Consider the following 20,923-nt stretch of genomic DNA (forward strand, 5'->3'; position numbering starts at 1 on the left):
TGTGCCCACCCGTTCCGCCCTGCGGAACGCCTGCCCACAGCCAGGTGCGCCCCGTTAGGGGCGCGGGGAACTGCGCGAGCAACCCCGGCGGCGCTGCAGGCGGATGGACACCGCACCCCACCCGGAGGGACACGTATGGCCACCCGACCCGTCGTCGTCACCGGCGGCCCCGGCACGGGAAAGAGCACTCTTGTCGACCACCTGGAACAACTCGGGTTCGCGCGCAGCGTGGAAGCCGGGCGGGCCGTGATCCAGGAGCAACTCGCCCTCGGCGGCGACGCGTTGCCCTGGGCCGACCGGGCCCGTTTCGCCGAGCTGATGTTCCGCAGGGAGCTGCGCTCGTACCGCGAGGCCCGTGCGCAGGCCGGCCGCGCTCCCGTCGTGTGCGACCGCGGGCTCCCCGACCTCGTCGGCTATCTGCGGCTCGAAGGGCTGCCCGTCCCCGCCCGCGTGGACGCCGCGGCCCGTCGGCTGCGGTATCACCAGCGGGTGTTCATCGCCCCGCCCTGGCCCGAGATCTATCAGCAGGACGCCGAGCGGAAGCAGTCGTACGACGAAGCCGTGCGGACGTACGACGTGATGGCGGAGGTCTATCCGGAGTACGGGTACGAGCTCGTGCCGTTGCCGCGTCTCGGCGTGGAGGCGCGGGGTGCGTTCGTGCGGGGTTGCCTTCGAGTGGGCTTCAGCGTCTAGCGTCCGTAGCCCGTGCAGGAGCGACGAGAGGGACACGGTGCGTTACACACTGTTCGGCAGGACCGGGCTGCGGGTCAGCGAACTGAGCCTGGGCGCCATGACGTTCGGCGGGGACCCCGGCTTCGGGGCCGACGCCTCGACCAGCGCGAAGATCCTCCGCACGTACACCGACGCGGGCGGCAACTTCATCGACACCGCGAACATCTACACCGCCGGCCGCTCCGAGTCGATCCTCGGCGAACTCCTCGAAGGGCGCCGCGACTCGTACGTACTGGCCAGCAAGTACACCTGCGCCACCCACCCCGGTGACGTCAACTCGGCCGGGAACCACCGCAAGAGCCTCGTGCGGGCCGTCGAGGACAGTCTCGGCCGGCTGCGCACCGACCACCTGGACGTCCTGTGGGTGCACGCGCGGGACAACTTCACCCCCGTCGACGAGGTGATGCGCGCCCTCGACGACGTCGTGCGCGCCGGGAAGGTGCTCTACCTCGGCGTCTCCGACTGGCCCGCCTGGGAGATCGCCACCGCCAACACTCTGGCGGAGCTGAAGGGCTGGACCTCGTTCGCCGGTTCGCAGCTGCGCTACAACCTGCTCGAACGCACCCCGGAACGTGAACTCCTGCCGCAGGCGCGGGCGTTCGACCAGGCCGTGCTCGCCTGGGCCCCGCTCGCCGCGGGCAAGCTGACCGGAAAGTACCGGCGCGGCGAGAGCGGCCGGCTGAGCGCGGCGGGCGGCAGCGGTGCCGTCGAGGGCGGTTCCGGGTCGGCCGAGCAGGACGCGCGCGAGGCGGCCACCGTCACCGCCGTCCTCGACGTGGCCGAGCAGTCCGGGGCCAGCCCCGCCCAGGTCGCCCTCGCCTGGCTGCGCAGCCGGCCCGGCACGGTGATCCCGCTGATCAGCGCCACGAAGCCGGAGCAGCTCGCGGACAATCTGGGCTCGGCCGACGTCACCCTCGACGACGCCGCGCTCCGCCGCCTCGACGAGGCGAGCGCGGTCCCGCTCGGTTTCCCGCACGACTTCCTGCGCGAGCAGCAGATCGTGGACAACGTGTACGGGGAGGCGGGCGCGGCGATCGACGACCGGCGGTCCACGTACCGGCGCACCCGGACCGAGATCCGCTAGGTCCGGACAGGAGGGCCGCTGCGGTCAGGGCGTCAGGCTCTCCAGGTCGATGTCCATCGAGAACGGCACCGTCGCCTTGAGGCGCCCTCGGTGGATGCCGGTCGCCACATAGGCACGGGTGAGGCGGTCGAGCTCGTAGACGTGCACGACCGGCTCGCCCTTCTCGTCCTCCACGCGCCAGAAGTGTGCGATGCCCGCCTGGGCGTACTTGAACGGCTTGATGTTGCGGTCGCGGTCGACCGACTCCTCGGAGACGACCTCCACCACGAGCGCGACCTCCTCGGGGCGGTAGCTCGTCCGGTCCGGTTCAGAGATCACGGTGGCGACCAGGATGTCGGGCTCCGGCCTGCTCTTCTTGTCCAGGCGGACGGTCATCTCCCGCACCGCGTCGAACCCGTCGGGAGCGGCTTGACGAAGGGCGAAGGTCAGGTTCTCCACGAAGCGGGAGTGCCAGTACCGCTGTGGGGACATCATGAAGATCAGCGCTCCATCGATAAGTTCGGTGTGCCGGGGCGCCTGGGAGAGGTGGTCGAGGTCGTCTGCCTCCCATCCACTCGGACGGGGGGGATACATCCAGTCGGGCAATTCTGCGGTCATGGTCTCCTCCTCCGATCCACTGTAAGCGGCTCACAGGGCCCTCCGCGGATCATCTCGGCCGCTGCTCCGGGCGGTGGTACAGGCTCCGCGTACAGGCGGGCGGTCAGGCCGTGGCGCTCTGCAGGATCGCGGTGAGCGCGCCGCCGCCGAGGACACAGGCGAACGCGCACGCCATCAGCTTCCGGCTGCGCGCGCGGTGCGCCCGTACGGCGAAGAGGATCGCGAGGCCGCCGACGGCGACCGGTGCCAGGCCCGCGAGACGGGCCCCGGCCGGGACGCCCGGCGCCACCAGCGCGGCAATTCCGGCAAACGCCAGCAATCCGCCGATGCCGCCCGCAAGCATCGCCATTCGATTCCAAATGCGATCCCAAACTTGTGCCCGCGAGTTGTCGCCCATATCGTTCATCAGCATGTTCGGCAGGCTACGTGATGTGAATTGATCACCGAACGCCGGACAAGGGAACCGCATTCAAGATCACATTACGCGGCGGCTTTCCCGTGCGAGAAAAGCGAGCGAGGGCGACGTGACGGATTTCAAGGTCGAGCCGGGGGACATCGGCAGCTACTCGGCCCAGATCGGCCGCGCCGCGGACGACCTGCAGGCCGCGAAGAAGTACGTCGACGCCCACACCGAGGTCGGCTGGTACGACAACGGCCTGATCAGCAACCTCGCCAACTCGCACAACAGCCTGGTCCAGCAGCTGGGCGAGGCGCTCACCCGGACCGAGTCGATCCTCCGCGCCTGCCGCACCGAGCTCACCGCGGTCTCCGCGTACTACCGGGACACCGACCGCGGAAATGCGGCCGACCTCGACGCCAAGTACCCGGAAAGCAAACGGTAGTTCGCGGCGACGAGCACACCACCGGCCCCATCTCCCCGTAATTCCCCAGGAGTTCGACTCGCATGTCCGGATTCAGCGACGTCTCGGATCCTTCGAGCCTTCTGAAAGCCCCGAACGAGACCCCGGAAGAGTTCTCGCAGGGCGTTCTCGTCGACATCTTCAATGATCTCGGCGATCTGATGAGCCCCACCTGGTACGTCACCGAGGCCATCAATCTCGTCTTCGGTTTCAATCCGCTCGAAGAAGTCATCGACTGGTACAGCGGCGACTGGGAGACCTTCCTCAGGTGCGGCGAGGTCTGGACGAACGTCGGCAAGGCCTGCGAAGCCGTCGCCGCCAACGTGAAGTCCGGCAACAGCGCGCTCGACAACACCTGGAACGGCAACGCCGCCGACGCCGCGTACGTCTACTTCGACGAGCTCGCGAAGAAGCTCACCGAGCAGCAGGAGACGCTCGACAAACTGCAGGAGTCCTACGCGCACATGGCGCACTCCGCGTATCTGAGCGCCGAGGGCGTCAAGGGCATCCTGTCCGGGATCATCGACGGGCTGCTGATCGTCGGCCTGGAGATCGCCGCCGGTACGGCCCTGTCCTGGACGGGCGTCGGCGCGGCCGTCGGGTACGGGCTCGCCGCCCTGGAGATCGCCAACATCCTGCGCCAGTGGGGCACCGCCACCGAGGCCATCACGCAGGCCCAGCAGCTCGCCCAGCTCACCGCGAGCGCCGTCGAGAACCTCGCCAACGACCTGGGCGACACGTTCAAGAACTTCCCCGTGCCCGGCGCCGCGTACGACCACCCGAACAAGGCGATCGCCTGAACTCGCGTACGTACGCACGTACGTACGTACCGAAGAGTTGGAGATGACCCGATGACGGACGAACACCGGGACCGGCAGATCGGCGACGCCGACCTCACCACGATGACCGGCGGCGACGAGGCCCGCGCCCGCGCGCTGCGCAAGACGCTGCAGCGGCTCGCCGACAGCGACAAGGCCGGGCCCGCACTGCAGGAGATGGCCCGCGAGGTGCTGTCCGGGCGGATCGGGCTGCGGGAGGCGATGCGCGTCGGCGCGTACGCGGACGCACTCGGCGAGAAGCTCGCCGAGGGACGCCGCGCGTACGAGGCGATTCCGTGCGAGGAACGCGAGCGGCAGATGGAGGCGGCCCGCGACTACCTCGCCGAGCAGCGCGCGGAGATCGACCGCGAACGGTCGGAGGCGGCGCTGCGGCGGGGCCTGAAGCACCACCGCTGAGCGCCGCTCACTCCGTGCCGCGCGGGAAGGACACCTCGACCCGGCGGTTCTTCTTGCGGCCCTCCTCCGAGGAGTTGTCCGCGATCGGGTAGTCCTCGCTGTACCCGCGCACCTCGAAGGTGATCTCCGGGCCGAGGTCCTTGCTGAGCTGGTCGTGCACGGCGTCGGCACGCTCCTTGGACAGCTTCTTGCCGTGCGCGTACGAACCCAGGTCGTCCGTGAAGCCGAACACGCGGACCTTCGTCGAGTCCTGCGCCTTGATCTCCTCGGCGATCGCCCTGATCCGCGCATCCGCCTCGGGGTTGAGCTTCGCACTGTCCTTCGGGAACAGCACCTCCGCCTGCAGCGCGAACTTCACGTCCGAGTTGGTGTCCTCACGGCGCTCGGTGCCGCCCATGTCCTCGACGACGGACTTGATGTCGAGCACCTTGGCAGGCGCGAGCGTCGCCCCGTCGGCGAGCTTCAGACCCGGCGCGTCCGGGTCCACCTCCGGCGGCGGCTCACTGCTCACGGACCCGGGCGGCACGCTCGGTTCGTCGTCCGCGTACGCGGGCACGGGGAGCGTCGTCGCCGCGGCGAGCAGGGTGATGACGGCGAGGGTGCGCGAGGTGGAGGGCATGGGCGCTCACTCGCCCTCGGTGATCTGGATGTCGGCGGGGGGCATGTCCGCGATCTGGAACGTGATGTCGGTGGTGGATTCGGGTGGGGCGGGGAATTGGGCGAAGAAGGACTTCTCCTCGTTCGGCTTGAGGCCGCCGGTGAACTGCGTGCAGAGGCAGCGTCCGTCTGTGTCGCGCAGGATCAGGTAACGCTTCTTGCCCGCCTTGTCCACGAGGGCGGCGCCGGCCATGGAGGCGCCGTTGGCGTTGAGTTCCTTCTCGTCGCCCCGCCACTGCGAGGGGTTCCAGAACTTTCCGCCGGCGTTCGTCACCGTTCCGGACACCGTGAGGAATCCGCCCTGATCGCGGACGGCCGAGGTGATGACGAGCCGGGCATCGCTGTTGGACACCTCGGCGAGGACCTTCTCCTCGGTCGGCTCGTGCGACGGCTTCTTGTCACCGTCGTCGTTCTTCGCGGCCGATGTCGACTCGGAGCTTGCCCTCTTCTTTCCGCTGCCGTCCTCACCACCGCACCCTGCCAGCGTGAGCACCAGGCCGGTCGCGAGCGCCGCTGCGGTCAGAGCCCTACGGGCCTTCATCGAGACTCCTTCGTAGACGTCAGTCGGCCAGATGGACGGCGAACAGGTCCTTGGCCTCGGGGAGTTCGACATCCCCCGGGTCCTTCGGGTCAATCTCCCAGTCGCCGCTGCCGTCGCACATGAACTTCACCTTTTTCGACGGGTCGATGTCCACGTCGACGGTGCAGCGGGGTTCGATCACAGCGGTCGCCCTGGCCTTGGCGCGGATGTTCTCCGTGCCGGGGATCAGGGAGTCGCCGACCGCGTAATTGGTCTCGACTCCGGCCTCGAAGGAGGGCTTTCCGTCCAGAGTGCCGGTGCCGAGGTCGGTAAGGGTCGCATCATTGGCGGACGCCAGGTCGACAGCGGCCGCGCGGCCGTCGCCGAGGAACTCCTCGCCCTCCAGCCACTCTTCCCAGTCGCCGGATTCGAGACCGTCCAGGAAACCGTCCGTGAGTTCGTCACGCACCTCTTGCGCCGCTGCGAGAGCCGCTGCGTCGGCAGCGGACTGGGCGCCGTTGCGCGCCACGGCCCCTTTGGCGAAGACGAAGAAGATGAACGCCACGAAAAGGAGCACGCCGACCAGCCAGATGTACAGCGGAATCGTCGAGCCCCGGTCGTCGCGCAGGGAACGACGGCTCAGCCGCCGCCGGTGATCTCGTTCACGGCGTCGCCGATCGCCGACGAGATCGTCTCGTCCAACCCCAACCCCATAACCGCAGTAACGATCGCCGCGATCAGGATCAACAACCCCGCGTACTCGACGAACCCCGCCCCCGCGTCGGACTTCTCTCCGCGCATGCGCGTGATGACCGCGTTCTTCCAGGTGCGGATCCTCGACATGGCTTTCCCCTCCGGCCCTTCGGGCCCACTCCGCCCGTACAGGAGAAACGTACGCCGAAATCCGGTGATTTCCAGAGGGGGCCCGGAGCCAACTCCGGTCACGGCGGTGTGCCGCCTGGTTCATGTGCGGTCTCCTCCCCCGTGCGTGGACCGGATACGCCTCGCAGAGACTCTCGCACAGCCCGTTGCAACCGCGAAGCGGGGCCGTCGAGTTGATGCCAATTCGAGACTGGCCCAGCACCTGCCGTACGGCAACATCCTCAGCCTCCGAGCATCGTGAAGAAGTCCGTGTCCGAGCCGAGGAACATTCCGCAGACGATCAGGATCAGCGTCGCCGGGACCATGAAGATCAGCGTGACGAGCGTGGTTTTGGGGACCGTCTTGGCGGCGCGGCGGCGGGCGTTCTGGGCGTCGGTGCGGCGCATGTCGGCCGCGATCTGGATGAGCGTCTCGGCGATCGGGGCGCCCAGCTCCTCGCCCTGCTGGAGGGCGGTGACGAACTGGCCGACCTGTTCGCTGGTGTTGCGTCTGCGCAGTTCCTCGAAGGCCTGGCGGCGGGAGACGCCCATGTCCATCTGCCGCAGGGTGATGGCGAGTTCGTCCGCCCACGGCCCCTCGTACCGCTCCGCGACCCGTTCCAGGGCCTGGCGGAAGCCGAGTCCTGCGGAGACGACGACGGCCAGTACGTCGAGAAAGTCCGGAAGTATGCGTTCGATCTCGTCCTTGCGCTCCCGTACCGCCTGCCAGATCAGCGCGTCCGCGGCGAACAGGCCGAACGCGAGGGCGCAGAAGCCGAGGAGGGGTACGCCGCCGCCGAACAGGGACAGGGCGCAGAGCGCGCCGAAGATGCCGTAGACGGCGCGGCGGGCCGCGTACCGGTCGACGGTCAGGCCGCCCGGGTTGCCCGCCTGGTCGATCTTGCGGCGCTTGGCGTCGACCCGCTTCGGGCCCATGAGGCGGAGCACGGCCGGGGCGAAGCGCATGCCGAGGCGGTCCACGGCCGAGTCGGCGGCGGAGACGCGGGAGGAGCCGACCTCCAGGGCGAGGGCCAGGTCGTCGGGGAGTTTCGTCTCGGAGCGGTACATGCGTACGCCGAGGAAGGCGCCCAGGACGGCCAGCCCCGACAACGCGGCCGGCAGCAGTGCCCACATCACAGCTCAGACCTCACAGTCACAGCTCGGGCCCTCACACTTCGATCTTGCCGAGGCGGCGGATGACGACGAACCCGGCCGCGTACAGGCCGAGGGAGAGCAGGATCAGGATCTGCCCGAGCGGGGAGCCGGTGACCTTCGCGAGGGCGCCGTCGTTCATAGCGTTCAGCATCAGCATGGCGCCGATGCCGAGGCACGGGATGGTGAACGCGGTGGCGTTGACCTCGGACAGCATGGTGCGGACCTCGCGCCGGGTCTCCTTGCGTTCCTCCAGGGTCTGCGTGAGGTTGCGCAGGCTGTCGACGATGGTGCCGCCCGCCTTGTTGGAGAGGATCAAGGTGGTGACAAGGACGCTGAGTTCGCGGGACGGGAGGCGTTCCGCCAGCTCGCCCAGCGCGTCGTCGATCGAGCGGCCGACGGAGAGCTGGTTGGAGACGACGGTCAGCTCCTCGCCCGCCGGGGCTTCCAGTTCCTCCGCGGCCATCGCGAGCGAGGTCCGCAGGGCGAGGCCCGCCGAGGTGCCGTTGGCGAGCAGCCGGGCCAGGTCGGGGAGTTGGTTGATGAAGGCCTCGATGCGCTTCTGGTGCTGCCAGTTGAGGAAGGCGTTCGCCCCGGCCACCGCGGTCACCGCCGCGATCGGGCCGAAGAACGGGGCGAGGAGCGTGCCCGCGAGCAGCCACAGGGCGGCCGCCCCGGCGAGCAGGTAGACGAAGAACTCGCCGGGTGTGACGTCCAGTCCGGTCGCGGACAGCTTGCGCTGGATGCGGTGGCCGACGCGGGTGCCGCGAAGCCGCCGGTCGACGGAGGTGAACCGCCGCTGCCGGCCGAGCGGCACCGGGCCGTCGTCCGTCAACCGGTCGACGAGCGCCTGCCGTTGGGCCCGCCCGGAGGCGTACGCGTGCAGGCCCGCGACGGCGAGCACCCCGCACAGGAGCGTCGCGCCGAGGGCGAGCGACACCGTCGGGTTCATGAGGTCTCCCCCGCGTTCCGTATCGGGACGTTCATGAGGTCTCCCCCGCGTTCCGTATCGGGACGTTCATGAGGTCTCCCTCGCGTTCAGTACGTCGACCCCGTCGATCACCCCGTACGACGGCGGGATCGGCTCGGCCGCCAGGTAGAGGCGGTCGGCGACGCGGCGGGGCAGCGGGAGGTGCTCGAACGTGCCGCGGACGACCCGGTCGGCGCCGATCGGGGCGGGGACGAACCGGGCGACCGGGACCGTGCGGAAGGGCTCGCGGCCGTGCGAGACGAGCAGCGAGATCTCGGTGATCTTGCGGGAGCCGTCGGCGAACCGGGTCAGCTGGGCGACCACGTCCACGGCCGAGTTGATCTGGTCCCGCAGCGCCTCGAACGGCACGTCCACGTTGGACATCGAGCCGAGGGTCTGCAGCCGCATCAGGGCGTCCTCGGCGGAGTTGGAGTGCACGGTGGCGAGGGAGCCGTCGTGTCCTGTGGACATGGCCTGCAGCATGTCGAGGGTCTCGCCGCCGCGGACCTCGCCGACGATGATCCGGTCGGGCCGCATGCGCAGGCTGTTGCGGACCAGGTCGCGGATGGTGATCTGGCCCTTGCCCTCGACGTTCGGCGGGCGCGACTCCAGGCTGATGACGTGCGCCTGCTGGAGCCTGAGCTCCGCCGAGTCCTCGATGGTGATGATCCGCTCGTGCTCGGGGATGAGCGCCGAGAGGGCGTTGAGCAGCGTGGTCTTGCCGGTGCCGGTGCCGCCCGCGACGATCACGTTGAAGCGGGCCCGTACGAAGCTGCTGAGCAGCATCAGCATCTGCTGGTCGAGGGTGCCGAGGTCGATCAGCTCGCTGAGCTTGTACGCGCGCGGGAAGCGGCGGATCGTCAGGGTCGGGCCGGTCAGGCTGAGCGGCGGGATGATCACGTTGACGCGTTCGCCGGAGGGCAGCCGGGCGTCGACCATCGGCGTGGACTCGTCGACGCGGCGGTTCACGGTGGACACGATCCGCTCGATGGTCTGCATCAGCTGCTCCTGCGAGGCAAAGCGGAGCGGCAGTTGCTCGACCCGGCCCGAGCGCTCGACGAAGATCGCGTCCGGCCCGTTGACCATGATCTCGGTGATGGAGGCGTCCTCCAGGAGGGGTTCGAGCACGCCGAGCCCGAGCGCCTCGTCGACGACACGGCGGATGAGCCGGGCGCGCTGCGCGGTCGACAGGACCGGGCCCTCGCGGCTGATGATGTGGCCGAGCACCCGCTCCAGGCGGGCGCGGCGCTCGGCGGCGGCGAGGCTCGACATCTCGGCGAGGTCGATCTCCTCCAGGAGCTTCGACCGGTACGCGGCGACGATGTGGTCGTCCTCGTGGCCCGGCCCGACCTCCTCGGGCGGGGCCATCCGCGACCTCAGGCTCATCGCGTGCTCACTCCCTCTCGGTGTGCGGTCGGCGTCCCCACGGCGCGCTCAGTCCTCGTCGGCGGGCATGGTGACGGTACGGGTCGCCGTCCAGCCCAGGTCGACGAAGGGGATCAGGGTCGGGATGTCCACGGTCACCTCGGCGCGCACCAACTCGGCCCCGCCGACGGCGACCTGCGGCTCGTACCAGGCGCTCATCGCGGCGTCCGCGGCGCTCTGTCCGGCGCCCGGCTCCAGGGCCTCGGCGCGCGCGGCGGCGCGGGCGCCGGAGCCGGCCTGCTGGAACGAGTAGCCGACCAGGCCGAGTTGGACCACGGCGAGGCCGACGAGCAGCAGCGTCGGCAGGAACCCGGTGAACTCCAGGAGGACCGAGCCGCGGTCGTCGCAGCGCGCACGGAAACAGTCCGCGCCACGGTCGTCGCAGCGCACACGGAAACGGCCCGCGCCGCGGTCGTCGCGGAGGCGGTCTCGTACGGCGGAGGCGGGTGCGCTCGTTCCGCGGTGCCGTACGGCGGAGGGGGACGGGCTCATTCCGCGGCCTCCCCGCCCTCCTGCGCCGCGCCCGCGTCCCCGCTGACGTGCCAGCCGGCGTCGAAGCCGGGCAGGAACAGCGGTACGTCGACCTCGACATGGGCCTGGTAGACCCCGCCCGCCGAGCCGCACGAGGGGCTGAAGCTCCCCTCCCACGCGCTCGGCAGGTGGGCGCGGGCGGCCTGGGCGCAGGCGGTCGCCGGGTCGTCCCCGCGTACGGCGGCGACCGCTCCCGCGCGGGCGCCCTCGTCGGCGGCGTTCCCGGCGAGGGACCAGGTGTAGCCGAAGAGGACGCACTGCCAGAGGATCGCGACGACGGCGAGGATCAGCGGGGCGAGCCCGGCGAACTCCAGGGTGGCGGCGCCCTTGTCGTCGGCCGCACGGCGGCGCAGGGCGTTGAGCGGGCCTCTCGCGCCCCGGTCTGCGCCGATCGGCCCCACCGCGCCCCGGTCGCCCTGGAAGCGGGTGAGGGCCTTGCGGCCGACGGGCCCGGCGGGCTCCGACGGGCCCGCGAGCAGGCCGAGTTCGGCGGCGAGGCTCCACAGCGCCTGCTTGACGGTGCCGCGGCTGTCGAGGTCCTGCATCCGGCCGGCGTCGACGGCGGCCTGCAACTCCTTGTACTGGGACGGGACGACGGTCTTCGCGACCCGGGTGCCGGTGATGCGCTCGACGAGCGGCGCCTGTATCTCGGTGAGCCGGGAGTTCCGGTTGACGACGGTGAGGGTCTCCTCGGCCTTGCGGATCTGCAGCCGGTCCCACATCCGCACCATCCGCTTGGCCGCGCGTACGGCGACGACGTCCGGGGTGACCAGGAGCAGGGCGCGGTCGGCCATCTCGACGGCGGCGGCGTTGGCGCCGTTCATCTGGGTGCCGCAGTCGACGACGACCACCTCGTACCGGTTCCGCAGGGCGCTGATGACCTGGCGGGCGACCCGGTCGGTGACCTCCTCGCCGCGTTCGCCCTCGGCGGGGGCGAGGAGCAGGCCGAGGCCGGTGGGGTGGCTGAACACGGCGTCCTGGAGGACCCGCGGCCCGATGTCCCCGATCCCGGCGAGGTCGACGACCGACCGCCGGAACTGCACGTCCAGGTACGAGGCGACGTCCCCGGACTGCAGGTCCAGGTCGAGCAGGGCGACGGTGCGGCCGGACGCGCGGGCGGCGAGGGCGAGTTGGACGGCGGTGAGGGTGGCGCCGACGCCGCCCTTGGCGCCGGTGACCGTGACGACGGTGCCGCCGGGGCCGCCGCTCGCCTCGTGCCCGGCGGTGAGGTGGCGGCGTACGCCCTGGGACCAGGAGGCGGCGCTCTGCACGCGGGCCGCCAGCTCCTCGTACCCGAGGGGCAGACCGACCAGGCCGCGGGCGCCGGAGTCCATGGCGGCGGAGAACAGTCCGGCGCTGGCGTCGGACGTGATGAGGACGACGCCCACGGCCGGGAAGCGGAGGGCGATTTCCCGGATCAGGTCGAGGGCGGGCACGGGGCCGATGCGCTCGTGGACCAGGACGACCTCCGGCAGCTCGTCGAGCGACTCGGCGGCGAGCCGCGCGAGGGTGTCGAGCAGCGCGGTCGAGTCGGTGACGGGCAGCGCGGGCTCCGCGTCGGGGAGTTGGCCGATCAGGGACGTCAGGGAGCGGGCGGCGTCCGCGTCGCCGATGGCCGGGAGGATTCTGGTGGTCACGGGTCCCCTCACTTGTCCTCGTCGAGGGTGTAGCTCCGGTCGTCGGCCGACACGGGGGGCTGTGCGCCGCCGCCGACCAGGGCGAGCCGGACATGGGTGGCGAACGACTCGGCGTAGGCGACGCGTTGGGCGTCGGCGGTCTTCAGGGCGAAGGTGATCGGCACGGCCTCGGTCTCGGAGCGGCGCGTGCGGTCGTCCTCGCGCGGCTCCAGAGGGGTGAGCTTGCCGACGTCGACGACCTTGGCGTTCTCGACGATGACCTTCGACTGGTTCTTCTGGCCCTGCTGTTCGCCGTCGAAGGTGGCGAAGATGTTGACGGTGGCGCCCGGGGTGATCTTCCCGGCGACCCCGGTGGCCGCGTCGATCATGATGGCGATCTCCTGCTCGCCCGCGCCGACGGCGGGCCGGTCCACGACCATGTCGCTCTGCAGCAGGGAGCCCTTGCGGAGCTGGGTGACGGCGATCTTCCCGCGGATGTCGTCGAGGTCGGTGACGGCGTTCTCGGACAGCCACCGCTCGGGCATCTCGATCTTCTCGAACTGCCCGGCGCTGAGCGGCTTGTAGGGCGCTATGTCGCTCTTCAGCCGGTACGCGGAGACCTCGGGGCCCACCTTGGAGTTCACGTCGCGGATCACCGTGAACACCCCGGCGAAGGCTCCGAGGGCGCACAGGACCGACAGGAGCAGGAGTATGACGCCGCGGCGCTGGCGAGAGTTCATGGGGCGGACAACCTCGGTCGAGGACGGGGGCGGACACGGGCGGGGCGGGACGGCTCAAGGGACGCGCCGGGATCGGCGGCAGGATCGACGCCGGGGTCGGCGGCAGGATCGACGGCGGGGTCGGCGGCGGCTGGGGTCACGGCCCTATGGCCCTTCTGGACTGCGCGGGCCCCGGGGCCAGCACCTTCGCGCCGCCGTCGGCGAGTTCCCGCCCGGCCGGTTGCGTACGGGCGCGCTGCTCGCGGGGCAGGAGCGGGGCGGCGCAGAAGCCGCAGCGGTCGCCGATGAGGTCGAGGCCGCACCAGTGGCAGTCCTCGCGCTTCACGGACGACACCAGCTGGTAGAGCATCGTGATGTCGGGGATGGCGGCGGCGAACTCGACGAGCTTGCCGGTGGCCCACCAGCGCTCCGACTCAGCGGGCAGCGGCGCCTCGGCCACGCCCTGCACGCGCCAGGCGGGGGCGAGGCGTGCGGTGACCCAGTCGTCGTTCAGGCGGCCGCGGGCGATGAGCAGCTGGGTGCCGAACCCGGGGCCTTCGAGCAGCGGCTGTTCCTGAGCGGCGTTCGAGCCGAGCTTGACCAACTGCGGGGTGGGCGTGGCCAGTACGGCGAACTGGGAGCCGGGCACCCAGGACTTGGCGTGCGAGGTGAGGCTGACGGGGACCCGGTCGAGCTTGGCGACGGAGCCGAGGACGGCGCCCGCGTAGATGTAGTGCGACAGGAGGCGGGCGGCGGAGGCGAGCACGCCGGGGCTGAAGTCGCAGAGCGCGAGCTGGCGCAACTGCAGGGCGAGCACGGCGAGGCCGAGCGGCGGCAGGTCGACGCGGAGCAGCGCGATCCGGTCCGACTCCAGGAGGGAGCGGGCGGTGTGCAGCCGGTGCAGGGTGCGGTCCGGGAGCGAGGCGGGGCAGAGGACGACGACGTAGCCGTGCTGGTCGAGCAGGACCTGCAGCTCGGCTAGCGTGCGCTCAAGGGTGTGCTCTCTGCTGGCCTGTTGGAGCACGGCGGCGTTCGGCGTCTGGCGGTCGGGCGGCGGCAGCACGAGGTCCGCACTGGTGACGGCTATCGCGGTCGGCACTTCCCCACACCCCCACACCCCGTTCATTTCGGCAGATGCGGCCATCGCCCGCCTCTGCACCATATCCAGCGCGGGCGTCGCTCAACACTCCGCACGGGGACTTCCGTCGGCCCGCACCTTGACAAGCGCATTGGTCTGGACCAGCTTGTACGGGCAGCACCAGCGGTGGCCACCGCCCCAGCACCACTCCTGCTTTCCCCCCGACTCCCCCACCACAGGAGGCAGCAGTGCACCGCATACCCCGAAAGTTCCGCCCGGCAGGCGCAGTTGTCGCCGCCGCAGCGGCCTGCGTACTCGCGTTCGCCGGTACGTCCGGACAAGCCGGCGCCGCGGGCGTCCCGGGCGCCTCGGGCACCGAAGAGGCCGGGTTCCAGGTCGCCGTGGGCGCCGACGCCGTACCGAAGCACGCGGTGACCGGCTACTGGCAGAACTTCGACAACGGCGCGACCGTCCAGAAGTTGGCCGACGTGCAGGACGAGTACGACATCATCGCCGTCGCCTTCGCGGACGCCACCGGCACACCGGGCCAGGTGAAGTTCACCCTCGACTCGGCCGGGCTCGGCGGTTACACCGTCGACGCCTTCAAGGCCGACATCAAGGCCAAGCAGGCCGCGGGCAAGTCCGTGATCCTGTCCGTCGGCGGCGAGAAGGGCACGGTCGCGGTCAACGACGCGGCGTCGGCGGCGGCGTTCGCGGACTCGGTGTACGCGCAGATGCAGGAGTACGGCTTCGACGGGGTCGACATCGACCTGGAGAACGGGCTCAACTCCACATACATGTCGCAGGCGTTGAAGTCGCTCGCCGCGAAGGCGCCGGGGCTCGTCATCACGATGGCGCCGCAGACGATCGACATGCAGTCGCCGCAGAACGAGTACTTCAAGACGGCCCTTGCCATCAAGGACATCCTGACCGTCGTCAACATGCAGTACTACAACAGCGGTTCGATGCTGGGCTGCGACGGCAAGGTGTACTCGCAGGGCACGGTGGACTTCCTCACCGGGCTCGCCTGCATCCAGCTGGAGAACGGGCTCGCGCCGTCCCAGGTCGGCATCGGCACGCCGGCGTCGCCTCGGGCGGCGGGCGGGGGGTACGTGGAGCCGTCGGTCGTCAACGCGGCGCTCGACTGCCTCGCCAAGGGCACGAGTTGCGGCTCGTTCAAACCGTCGAAGACGTACCCGGACATCCGGGGTGCGATGACCTGGTCCACCAACTGGGACGCGACGGCGGGCAGCTCCTGGTCGAAGACGGTCGGCCCACACGTGCACGCGTTGCCGTAGGCGGTTCATTTCCCCAGTCCCGCCCCTTCCCGTAACTGGGGCTCCGCCCCAGACCCGCTCCTCAAACGCCGGAGGGGCTGAATTGTCCAGCGGCGCCGGAGGGGCGGGGTTCTGGGGGCGCGGGGAACTGCGCGACCAGCCACGACGGCGCCGCAGACGAACGACGACCGGGATGGAGCCCCTCCGGCGATTGAGGAGCGGGGGGGCCGGGGGCGGAGCCCCCTGGGGTCACCAGGGGAGTTCGCGTACCTGCTGGATGCACAGGACGACGAACAGCAACCCCGCCGCCGCCAGCATCCCGTTGCTGACCCACCCGTTCCGCCACTCCCTCGGCGTCCGCGACGAGTTGAGGAGCCAGATCAGGGTCAGCGCGAGGAACGGCATGAAGAACGCCCCGAGCACGCCGTACACGATCACGAGCCCGAACGGCTGGTCCAGCCACAGCAGCGCCATCGGCGGGAACGTCAGCCACAGCAGATAACCGCGGAACGCCCCCGACCGCTCCCGCTCCCCCGCCGCGACCTCGGCCACCGCACCGTCGCCCGATCCGCCCCGCAGCCGCCCCACGAAGTCGGCGAACATCAGGCTGACGCCGTGCCAGACGCCGATCAGGGACGAGAACGACGTGGCGAAGAAGCCGACGAGGAACAGCTTGGCCGTGGCGGGCCCGTACCGCTCCTCCAGGATCATGCCCAGGTCGACCAGGCCCTTGTCGCCCTGGGTGAGGGCGAGCCCGGTGGTGTGCAGGAGCTCCGCGCCGACGATCAGCATCGCGACGACGAAGACACCGGTCGTGACGTACGCGACCCGGTTGTCGAGCCGCATCACCTTCATCCAGCCGGTGTCGGTCCAGCCCTTGGCGTTCACCCAGTACCCGTACGCGGCCATCGTGATGGTGCCGCCGACGCCGCCGATCAGGCCGAGCGTGTAGAGCAGCGAGCCGTCGGGGAGCACGGGGACCAGGCCCGCGAAGGCCTCGCCGACGTTCGGCGTGACCCGGATCGCCACGTACACGACGACCACGAACATCACGCCGATCAGGACCGTCATGGCCTTCTCGAACACGGCGTACTTGTTGAACCAGACGAAGACCAGGCCGACCAGGCCCATCGCGACGGCCCACACCTTCAGGTCGGGCCCGTCCGGGAAGAGCGCGACGAGCGGCAGCGCGGACGACGACATGGCGGTGGCGCCGTACACGAAGCCCCAGACGACCACGTAGATCGCGAAGTAGACCGTGGTCCAGCGGCCGAGGCTCTGCCAGCCGTCGAACAGGGTGCGGCCGGTGGCGAGATGCCAGCGTCCGGCGGCCTCCGCGAGGGAGATCTTCACGAGGCAGCCGATGACGGCGGCCCACATCAGCGTGTATCCGAACTTGCTGCCCGCGATCAGCGTGGCCACCAGGTCGCCCGCGCCGACGCCGGTCGCGGCGACGACGATGCCGGGCCCGATGTACGCCCAACTCGACTTGCGCGGCTGCGCGATGTCCTCCACTCCGCCTCTGGTGTTGCCGGTCGTGTCCGCCATGCCGCCTCCCCGAAGTCCGGGGGTCGTCCCCGAGTACGTCAGTGATCGTGGTCACCAAAGCGCGAACCCGCTGTTCGCACAAGGGGTTTGACCGAGGACGCCCTTGACGCGCCACCCACCCTCTTGACCCGCTCATGCCAGGGGCCAAGGATGAGCCGCTGAGCACCACCCCCCAAGGAACACCGAGTTCAGCTCTACCCCCCACATTTCAGGAGAGCTCATGCGTCTACGCGTACGCAGCAAACGCGGCGCCGCCGTGGCTGCGCTGATAGCCGTGGCGATCGCCGCCCCGCTCACCGCCAACGCCGCCCCCACCGGCGACGACCCGAACCCGAAGGCCGCCGCGTCGGCCTCCTCCGACGACCAGCGGATCCGGCAGTACGAGATCCACGGCCCGTCGACCGCCGCCGACCGCACGAGGATCGCCTCGTCGGGCGTCTCCGTCGACGAGGCCCGGGACCACTCCGTGGTGGTCTCCGCGACCGCCGCACAGGCCGAACTCCTGCGCGGCCAGGGCCACGAGCTGAAGGCCCTGCCCGGACCGCCGAAGCGCCTCGGCGGCAAGGCGGCCGAGCCGAAGGACTTCCCGGCCGAGGACGCCAAGTACCACACCTACGACGAGATGAACGCGGTGATCGACGAGCAGATCAAGGCCCACCCGGACCTGATCAGCAAGAAGGTCATCGGCAAGTCCCACGAGGGCCGGGACATCATCGCGGTCAAGGTGAGCGACAAGGTCGCCGAGGACGAGGCCGAGCCGGAGGTGCTGTTCACGCACCACCAGCACGCCCGCGAGCACCTGACCGTCGAGATGGCGCTGTATCTCGTCAAGACCTTCGGCGACGGGTACGGGTCCGACGACCGCGTGACGAAGATGCTGAACGAGCGCGAGGTCTGGATCGTCCCGGACGTCAACCCGGACGGCGGCGAGTACGACATCAAGACCGGCGAGTACCAGAGCTGGCGCCTCAACCGGCAGCCCAACGAGGGCGCCGCCACCGGCACCGACCTCAACCGCAACTGGGCCTACAAGTGGGGCTGCTGCGGCGGCTCCTCGGACGAGCCGGGCTCGGAGACGTACCGCGGGGCGAAGGCCGAGTCGGCGCCGGAGACGAAGGTCGTCGCGGACTTCGTGCGCGGCCGGGTCGTCGACGGCAAGCAGCAGATCAAGGCGGCCATCGACTTCCACACCTACAGCGAGCTGGTGCTCTGGCCGTACGGCTACACCACGGACGACACCGCCGAGGGCCTGACCCAGGACGACCGGGACGCGCACGCGGCGATCGGCGAGAAGATGGCCGAGTCCAACGGCTACACGCCGCAGCAGTCCAGCGATCTGTACGTCACGGACGGCTCGATCGACGACTGGCTGTGGGGCGACCAGAAGATCTTCTCGTACACGTTCGAGATGTACCCGTCCTCGCAGGGCGACGGCGGCTTCTACCCGCCCGACGAGGTGATCGAGAAGGAGACCAGCCGCAACAAGGACGCGGTGCTGCAGCTCCTGGAGAACGCCGACTGCATGTACCGCTCCATCGGCAAGGAGGAGCAGTACTGCAAGGCCTGAGGGTGAATTCCCCTATCCCGTACGGCCGTTGAGGTAGTACCCGAGGACCGGGGCGAGCTCCGCGAACCACTGGTGGAGCCGCTCCGGTCCCTTCGCGTCGACCATGCACTCCACGAACGCCCCGGACGCGTGCGTCACGCCCACCCGCAGACAGGTGCCGTGGCCGGTGAAGTGGACGTTGCCGATCTCGTGCCAGCCGAACTCGGCGGTGTGCCCGTAGTTCTCGAAGCAGACGCCGGCCGGGTCCACGACGACGGCCCGCCCCTTGTCGGCGGCCAGGAAGTCCGGGCCCTGCGGCGGCGGGACGGGCTGCTGCGGAGGGCCGGGCGGGTAGGCGGGCGGAGGCGGGCCGAAGGACATGCGCCGATCGTACGCACCGCACCGAGGCGCCGGTGAGCTGGGCGGACAGCTCACCGGCGCCTCGGGGGTCGGGGGCGCTGCGGCGTGCGCTAGACGAGCAGGCTGAGGAGCGCCGCCACCGCGAAGCCGGCGACCGACAGCACCGACTCCAGGACGGTCCAGGACTTCAGCGTGTCCCGCTCGGAGATGCCGAAGTACTTGGCGACGATCCAGAAGCCGCCGTCGTTGACGTGCGAGGCGAAGATCGAACCGGCGGAGATCGCCATGATGACCAGGGCGAGGAAGGCCTGCGAGTACCCCTCGCCCTCGACCAGCGGGACGACGATGCCGGCGGTGGCGACGATCGCGACGGTCGCCGAACCCTGCGCGACGCGCAGCACCACGGAGATCAGGTAGGCGAGCACGATCACCGGGAGGCCCATGCCGTTGAAGGCGTCGGCGAGTGCGTCCGCGATGCCGGAGCCCTTGAGGACGGCGCCGAAGACCCCGCCCGCGCCGACGACGAGCAGGATGTTGCCGACGGGCTTGAGGGACGCGGTGGAGACCTGCTCCAGGGACTTGCGGTGCCAGCCGCGGCGCAGGCCGAGCAGCCAGTAGGCGAGCAGCAGCGCGATGGTCAGGGCCACGAAGGGGTGGCCGAAGAACTCGATGACCGAGCGGAGCGTGGACTCCTCCAGGGCGATCGAGGAGAACGTGGCGGCGAGGATCAGGATCAGCGGCGTACCGATGATGGTGAAGACGGTGGAGAGCGCGACCGGCTTCTCCTTGCTGGTGTCCCCGTGCTCGGCGCGGTCGGCGGCGACGGCGGCCTTGGCCTCCTCGGTGGCCTCCAGCATGTCGTGCGGCACGGGCACGAAGATGCGCTTGCCGATCCAGGTCGAGTAGGCCCAGGCGGCGAGGACGGCGGGGATGCCGCAGACGATGCCCATGATGATGATCCAGCCGAGCGAGACCTTGAACAGTCCGGCGGCGGCGACCGGCCCGGGGTGCGGCGGCAGGAACGCGTGGGTCATGGAGAGGCCGGCGAGCAGCGGCATCGCGTACAGCAGGATGGACTTGCCGGAGCGCTTGGCGGCGGCGTAGACGATCGGCGCGAGGACGAAGATGCCGACGTCGAAGAAGACCGGGATGCCGAAGATCAGGCCGGTCATTCCCATGGCGAGCGGGGCGCGCTTCTCGCCGAACAGGCCGAGCAGGCGGGAGCTCAACACCTCGGCGCCGCCGGAGACTTCGAGTATCGCGCCGAGCATCGTGCCCAGGCCGATGATGATCGCGACGTGGCCGAGGATGCCGCCCATGCCGGACTCGATCATCGAGACGGCGTCGGACTTCTGGACGGTGCCGAAGAGTTCGGTGACGGAGAGGCCGGCCGAGAGTCCCACGGCGATGGAGACGGCGAGCAGGGCGACGAAGGGCTGCAGCCGGACCTTGATGATCAGGAAGAGCAGCAGGGCGATGCCGAGGACGGCGACGGTGAGCAGTCCGGCGGTGCCGTCGATCAGCGTGAGGAGTCCACCGGTGTGGGGTGGCGCCTCGGCGGGGGGCGGGGCGGCGGCGAGCAGCGTGGGCAGCATGGGAGTAACTCCATTGTCCAAACGGGGGATTGAGGGTGTGGGGGGTCACGGCACGGCGCGCCCGGGGGAAGCAGCGCCGTGCCGTGGGCCTGGTGGAGCGGTGGTTCTAAGGGCACGGAGGGCCTTGCGGGGAGGTCAGCCGAGGACGGCGAGGGCGTCGATCTCGATGAGGAGGCCCTTGGGCAGGCCGACGTACACGGTGGTGCGGGCCGAGGCGGGGGCCCCCAGGCCCTGCGACTCGAAGTACTCGTTGTAGATCTGGTTCATCTCGGCGAAGTGGTCCACGTCCGTGAGGTAGACGCGCATCATCATCACGTCGTCCCAGGTCGCGCCGCCCTCTTCGAGGATCGCCTTGACGTTGGCGAAGGTCTGCAGGGTCTGCTCGCGCAGGGTCGGGCCGGCCGGGGTGGGGGCCTTGCCCTCCTCGGCGGGCAGGAAGCCGACCTGGCCGGCGACCTGCAGGATGTTGCCCTTCTTGACGCCGTGCGAGAACTTCGCGGGCGGGGTGGTGTGGGTGGCCGGCGTGAGGGCGGTCTTCTCGGTCATGAACCTTCTTCTTTC

24 protein-coding genes are annotated in these 20,923 nt (G+C 70.2%); 7 read left to right on the forward strand and 17 right to left on the reverse strand.

Features of this window, described 5'->3' with window-relative positions; translation table 11 throughout:
* The first annotated feature begins 135 nt into the window (after positions 1-135).
* Together ACIDOF_RS28575 and ACIDOF_RS28580 are read left to right on the forward strand one after the other, a co-directional pair.
* Positions 136-693 (forward strand): AAA family ATPase, encoded by a 558-nt coding sequence (locus ACIDOF_RS28575; RefSeq protein ID WP_409009015.1) that lies wholly within the window; start codon positions 136-138, stop codon positions 691-693.
* 37 nt (positions 694-730) lie between these two features.
* Positions 731-1,816, forward strand: a complete 1,086-nt coding sequence (locus tag ACIDOF_RS28580; protein WP_409009016.1) for an aldo/keto reductase — start codon at positions 731-733, stop codon at positions 1,814-1,816.
* Between the two features lie 24 nt (positions 1,817-1,840).
* Here the strand turns inward: ACIDOF_RS28580 and ACIDOF_RS28585 are convergent, their stop codons facing one another.
* On the reverse strand, positions 1,841-2,413 hold the full coding sequence (locus ACIDOF_RS28585) for a Uma2 family endonuclease (protein ID WP_409009017.1): 573 nt from the start codon (positions 2,411-2,413) through the stop codon (positions 1,841-1,843).
* Between the two features lie 103 nt (positions 2,414-2,516).
* Positions 2,517-2,825, reverse strand: a complete 309-nt coding sequence (locus ACIDOF_RS28590; RefSeq protein ID WP_409009018.1) for a hypothetical protein — start codon at positions 2,823-2,825, stop codon at positions 2,517-2,519.
* 112 nt (positions 2,826-2,937) lie between these two features.
* Between ACIDOF_RS28590 and ACIDOF_RS28595 the strand changes: the two genes are divergently transcribed.
* The 3 genes from ACIDOF_RS28595 (at position 2,938) to ACIDOF_RS28605 (ending at position 4,508) form a co-directional block, all read left to right on the forward strand.
* Positions 2,938-3,255 carry a type VII secretion target gene (locus ACIDOF_RS28595; RefSeq protein ID WP_409009019.1) on the forward strand — a complete coding sequence of 106 codons (318 nt, stop codon included), beginning with the start codon at positions 2,938-2,940 and terminating at the stop codon, positions 3,253-3,255.
* A 62-nt stretch (positions 3,256-3,317) separates the two neighbouring features.
* Positions 3,318-4,073 (forward strand): hypothetical protein, encoded by a 756-nt coding sequence (locus ACIDOF_RS28600; protein WP_409009020.1) that lies wholly within the window; start codon positions 3,318-3,320, stop codon positions 4,071-4,073.
* 51 nt (positions 4,074-4,124) lie between these two features.
* Entirely contained in the window at positions 4,125-4,508 is a 384-nt protein-coding gene (locus ACIDOF_RS28605; protein ID WP_409009021.1) for a hypothetical protein, read from the forward strand.
* 7 nt (positions 4,509-4,515) lie between these two features.
* Here ACIDOF_RS28605 and ACIDOF_RS28610 read toward each other — a convergent pair whose 3' ends face one another.
* The 11 genes from ACIDOF_RS28610 to ACIDOF_RS28660 all read right to left on the reverse strand — a co-directional run bounded on the left by ACIDOF_RS28610 (position 4,516) and on the right by ACIDOF_RS28660 (position 14,057).
* A complete protein-coding gene (locus ACIDOF_RS28610) occupies positions 4,516-5,127 on the reverse strand; it encodes an OmpA family protein (protein ID WP_409009022.1) in 612 nt (203 codons plus the stop codon).
* Positions 5,128-5,133: 6 nt separating this feature from the next.
* Positions 5,134-5,706 (reverse strand): hypothetical protein, encoded by a 573-nt coding sequence (locus ACIDOF_RS28615; RefSeq protein WP_409009023.1) that lies wholly within the window; start codon positions 5,704-5,706, stop codon positions 5,134-5,136.
* A gap of 19 nt (positions 5,707-5,725) precedes the next feature.
* A complete protein-coding gene (locus tag ACIDOF_RS28620; RefSeq protein WP_409009024.1) occupies positions 5,726-6,262 on the reverse strand; it encodes a pilus assembly protein TadG-related protein in 537 nt (178 codons plus the stop codon).
* A gap of 62 nt (positions 6,263-6,324) precedes the next feature.
* On the reverse strand, positions 6,325-6,528 hold the full coding sequence (locus tag ACIDOF_RS28625) for a hypothetical protein (RefSeq protein ID WP_409009025.1): 204 nt from the start codon (positions 6,526-6,528) through the stop codon (positions 6,325-6,327).
* A gap of 260 nt (positions 6,529-6,788) precedes the next feature.
* Positions 6,789-7,679, reverse strand: coding sequence for a DUF5936 domain-containing protein (locus ACIDOF_RS28630; protein ID WP_409009026.1), 891 nt, complete (start codon positions 7,677-7,679; stop codon positions 6,789-6,791).
* 34 nt (positions 7,680-7,713) lie between these two features.
* Entirely contained in the window at positions 7,714-8,649 is a 936-nt protein-coding gene (locus ACIDOF_RS28635) for a type II secretion system F family protein (RefSeq protein WP_409009027.1), read from the reverse strand.
* A gap of 66 nt (positions 8,650-8,715) precedes the next feature.
* Positions 8,716-10,053 carry a CpaF family protein gene (locus ACIDOF_RS28640; RefSeq protein ID WP_409009028.1) on the reverse strand — a complete coding sequence of 446 codons (1,338 nt, stop codon included), beginning with the start codon at positions 10,051-10,053 and terminating at the stop codon, positions 8,716-8,718.
* Positions 10,054-10,101: 48 nt separating this feature from the next.
* Positions 10,102-10,584, reverse strand: coding sequence for a TadE/TadG family type IV pilus assembly protein (locus ACIDOF_RS28645; RefSeq protein WP_409009029.1), 483 nt, complete (start codon positions 10,582-10,584; stop codon positions 10,102-10,104).
* Positions 10,581-12,260, reverse strand: a complete 1,680-nt coding sequence (locus ACIDOF_RS28650; RefSeq protein WP_409009030.1) for an AAA family ATPase — start codon at positions 12,258-12,260, stop codon at positions 10,581-10,583. The genes ACIDOF_RS28645 and ACIDOF_RS28650 overlap by 4 nt, the downstream gene beginning before the upstream one ends.
* 8 nt (positions 12,261-12,268) lie before the next feature.
* Positions 12,269-12,979, reverse strand: coding sequence for a Flp pilus assembly protein CpaB (cpaB, locus tag ACIDOF_RS28655; RefSeq protein WP_409009031.1), 711 nt, complete (start codon positions 12,977-12,979; stop codon positions 12,269-12,271).
* Positions 12,980-13,115: 136 nt separating this feature from the next.
* Positions 13,116-14,057, reverse strand: coding sequence for a hypothetical protein (locus ACIDOF_RS28660; protein WP_409009032.1), 942 nt, complete (start codon positions 14,055-14,057; stop codon positions 13,116-13,118).
* A gap of 227 nt (positions 14,058-14,284) precedes the next feature.
* Here ACIDOF_RS28660 and ACIDOF_RS28665 point away from each other — a divergent pair, with 227 nt between their 5' ends.
* Positions 14,285-15,334 (forward strand): chitinase, encoded by a 1,050-nt coding sequence (locus ACIDOF_RS28665; RefSeq protein WP_409009033.1) that lies wholly within the window; start codon positions 14,285-14,287, stop codon positions 15,332-15,334.
* Between the two features lie 228 nt (positions 15,335-15,562).
* Here the strand turns inward: ACIDOF_RS28665 and ACIDOF_RS28670 are convergent, their stop codons facing one another.
* Positions 15,563-16,861: an Nramp family divalent metal transporter gene (locus ACIDOF_RS28670; RefSeq protein WP_409009034.1), complete on the reverse strand. Its 1,299-nt coding sequence runs from the start codon at positions 16,859-16,861 to the stop codon at positions 15,563-15,565.
* A gap of 220 nt (positions 16,862-17,081) precedes the next feature.
* On the opposite strand from ACIDOF_RS28670, the gene ACIDOF_RS28675 reads away from it, so the two are divergent.
* Positions 17,082-18,428 carry a M14 family metallopeptidase gene (locus ACIDOF_RS28675; RefSeq protein WP_409009035.1) on the forward strand — a complete coding sequence of 449 codons (1,347 nt, stop codon included), beginning with the start codon at positions 17,082-17,084 and terminating at the stop codon, positions 18,426-18,428.
* 12 nt (positions 18,429-18,440) lie between these two features.
* Here the strand turns inward: ACIDOF_RS28675 and ACIDOF_RS28680 are convergent, their stop codons facing one another.
* The 3 genes from ACIDOF_RS28680 to ACIDOF_RS28690 all read right to left on the reverse strand — a co-directional run bounded on the left by ACIDOF_RS28680 (position 18,441) and on the right by ACIDOF_RS28690 (position 20,908).
* A complete protein-coding gene (locus tag ACIDOF_RS28680) occupies positions 18,441-18,788 on the reverse strand; it encodes a hypothetical protein (RefSeq protein ID WP_409009036.1) in 348 nt (115 codons plus the stop codon).
* A gap of 89 nt (positions 18,789-18,877) precedes the next feature.
* Positions 18,878-20,362 carry a GntP family permease gene (locus tag ACIDOF_RS28685; RefSeq protein ID WP_409009037.1) on the reverse strand — a complete coding sequence of 495 codons (1,485 nt, stop codon included), beginning with the start codon at positions 20,360-20,362 and terminating at the stop codon, positions 18,878-18,880.
* Positions 20,363-20,497: 135 nt separating this feature from the next.
* Positions 20,498-20,908: a RidA family protein gene (locus ACIDOF_RS28690; RefSeq protein WP_409009038.1), complete on the reverse strand. Its 411-nt coding sequence runs from the start codon at positions 20,906-20,908 to the stop codon at positions 20,498-20,500.
* Positions 20,909-20,923 lie beyond the last annotated feature (15 nt).

The sequence above is a fragment of the Streptomyces sp. Da 82-17 genome, from assembly GCF_046098215.1.
Classification (GTDB): Bacteria; Actinomycetota; Actinomycetes; order Streptomycetales; family Streptomycetaceae; genus Streptomyces.

Coding starts and splice junctions, on each gene's coding strand:
- ACIDOF_RS28600 (WP_409009020.1), top strand. CDS start 3,318: ATGTCCGGATTCAGCGACGTCTCGGATCCTTCGAGCCTTCTGAAAGCC.
- cpaB (WP_409009031.1), bottom strand. CDS start 12,979: ATGAACTCTCGCCAGCGCCGCGGCGTCATACTCCTGCTCCTGTCGGTC.
- ACIDOF_RS28670 (WP_409009034.1), bottom strand. CDS start 16,861: ATGGCGGACACGACCGGCAACACCAGAGGCGGAGTGGAGGACATCGCG.
- ACIDOF_RS28630 (WP_409009026.1), bottom strand. CDS start 7,679: ATGTGGGCACTGCTGCCGGCCGCGTTGTCGGGGCTGGCCGTCCTGGGC.
- ACIDOF_RS28615 (WP_409009023.1), bottom strand. CDS start 5,706: ATGAAGGCCCGTAGGGCTCTGACCGCAGCGGCGCTCGCGACCGGCCTG.
- ACIDOF_RS28605 (WP_409009021.1), top strand. CDS start 4,125: ATGACGGACGAACACCGGGACCGGCAGATCGGCGACGCCGACCTCACC.
- ACIDOF_RS28625 (WP_409009025.1), bottom strand. CDS start 6,528: ATGTCGAGGATCCGCACCTGGAAGAACGCGGTCATCACGCGCATGCGC.
- ACIDOF_RS28685 (WP_409009037.1), bottom strand. CDS start 20,362: ATGCTGCCCACGCTGCTCGCCGCCGCCCCGCCCCCCGCCGAGGCGCCA.
- ACIDOF_RS28645 (WP_409009029.1), bottom strand. CDS start 10,584: ATGAGCCCGTCCCCCTCCGCCGTACGGCACCGCGGAACGAGCGCACCC.
- ACIDOF_RS28690 (WP_409009038.1), bottom strand. CDS start 20,908: ATGACCGAGAAGACCGCCCTCACGCCGGCCACCCACACCACCCCGCCC.
- ACIDOF_RS28640 (WP_409009028.1), bottom strand. CDS start 10,053: ATGAGCCTGAGGTCGCGGATGGCCCCGCCCGAGGAGGTCGGGCCGGGC.
- ACIDOF_RS28590 (WP_409009018.1), bottom strand. CDS start 2,825: ATGCTGATGAACGATATGGGCGACAACTCGCGGGCACAAGTTTGGGAT.
- ACIDOF_RS28575 (WP_409009015.1), top strand. CDS start 136: ATGGCCACCCGACCCGTCGTCGTCACCGGCGGCCCCGGCACGGGAAAG.
- ACIDOF_RS28610 (WP_409009022.1), bottom strand. CDS start 5,127: ATGCCCTCCACCTCGCGCACCCTCGCCGTCATCACCCTGCTCGCCGCG.
- ACIDOF_RS28585 (WP_409009017.1), bottom strand. CDS start 2,413: ATGACCGCAGAATTGCCCGACTGGATGTATCCCCCCCGTCCGAGTGGA.
- ACIDOF_RS28635 (WP_409009027.1), bottom strand. CDS start 8,649: ATGAACCCGACGGTGTCGCTCGCCCTCGGCGCGACGCTCCTGTGCGGG.
- ACIDOF_RS28675 (WP_409009035.1), top strand. CDS start 17,082: ATGCGTCTACGCGTACGCAGCAAACGCGGCGCCGCCGTGGCTGCGCTG.
- ACIDOF_RS28680 (WP_409009036.1), bottom strand. CDS start 18,788: ATGTCCTTCGGCCCGCCTCCGCCCGCCTACCCGCCCGGCCCTCCGCAG.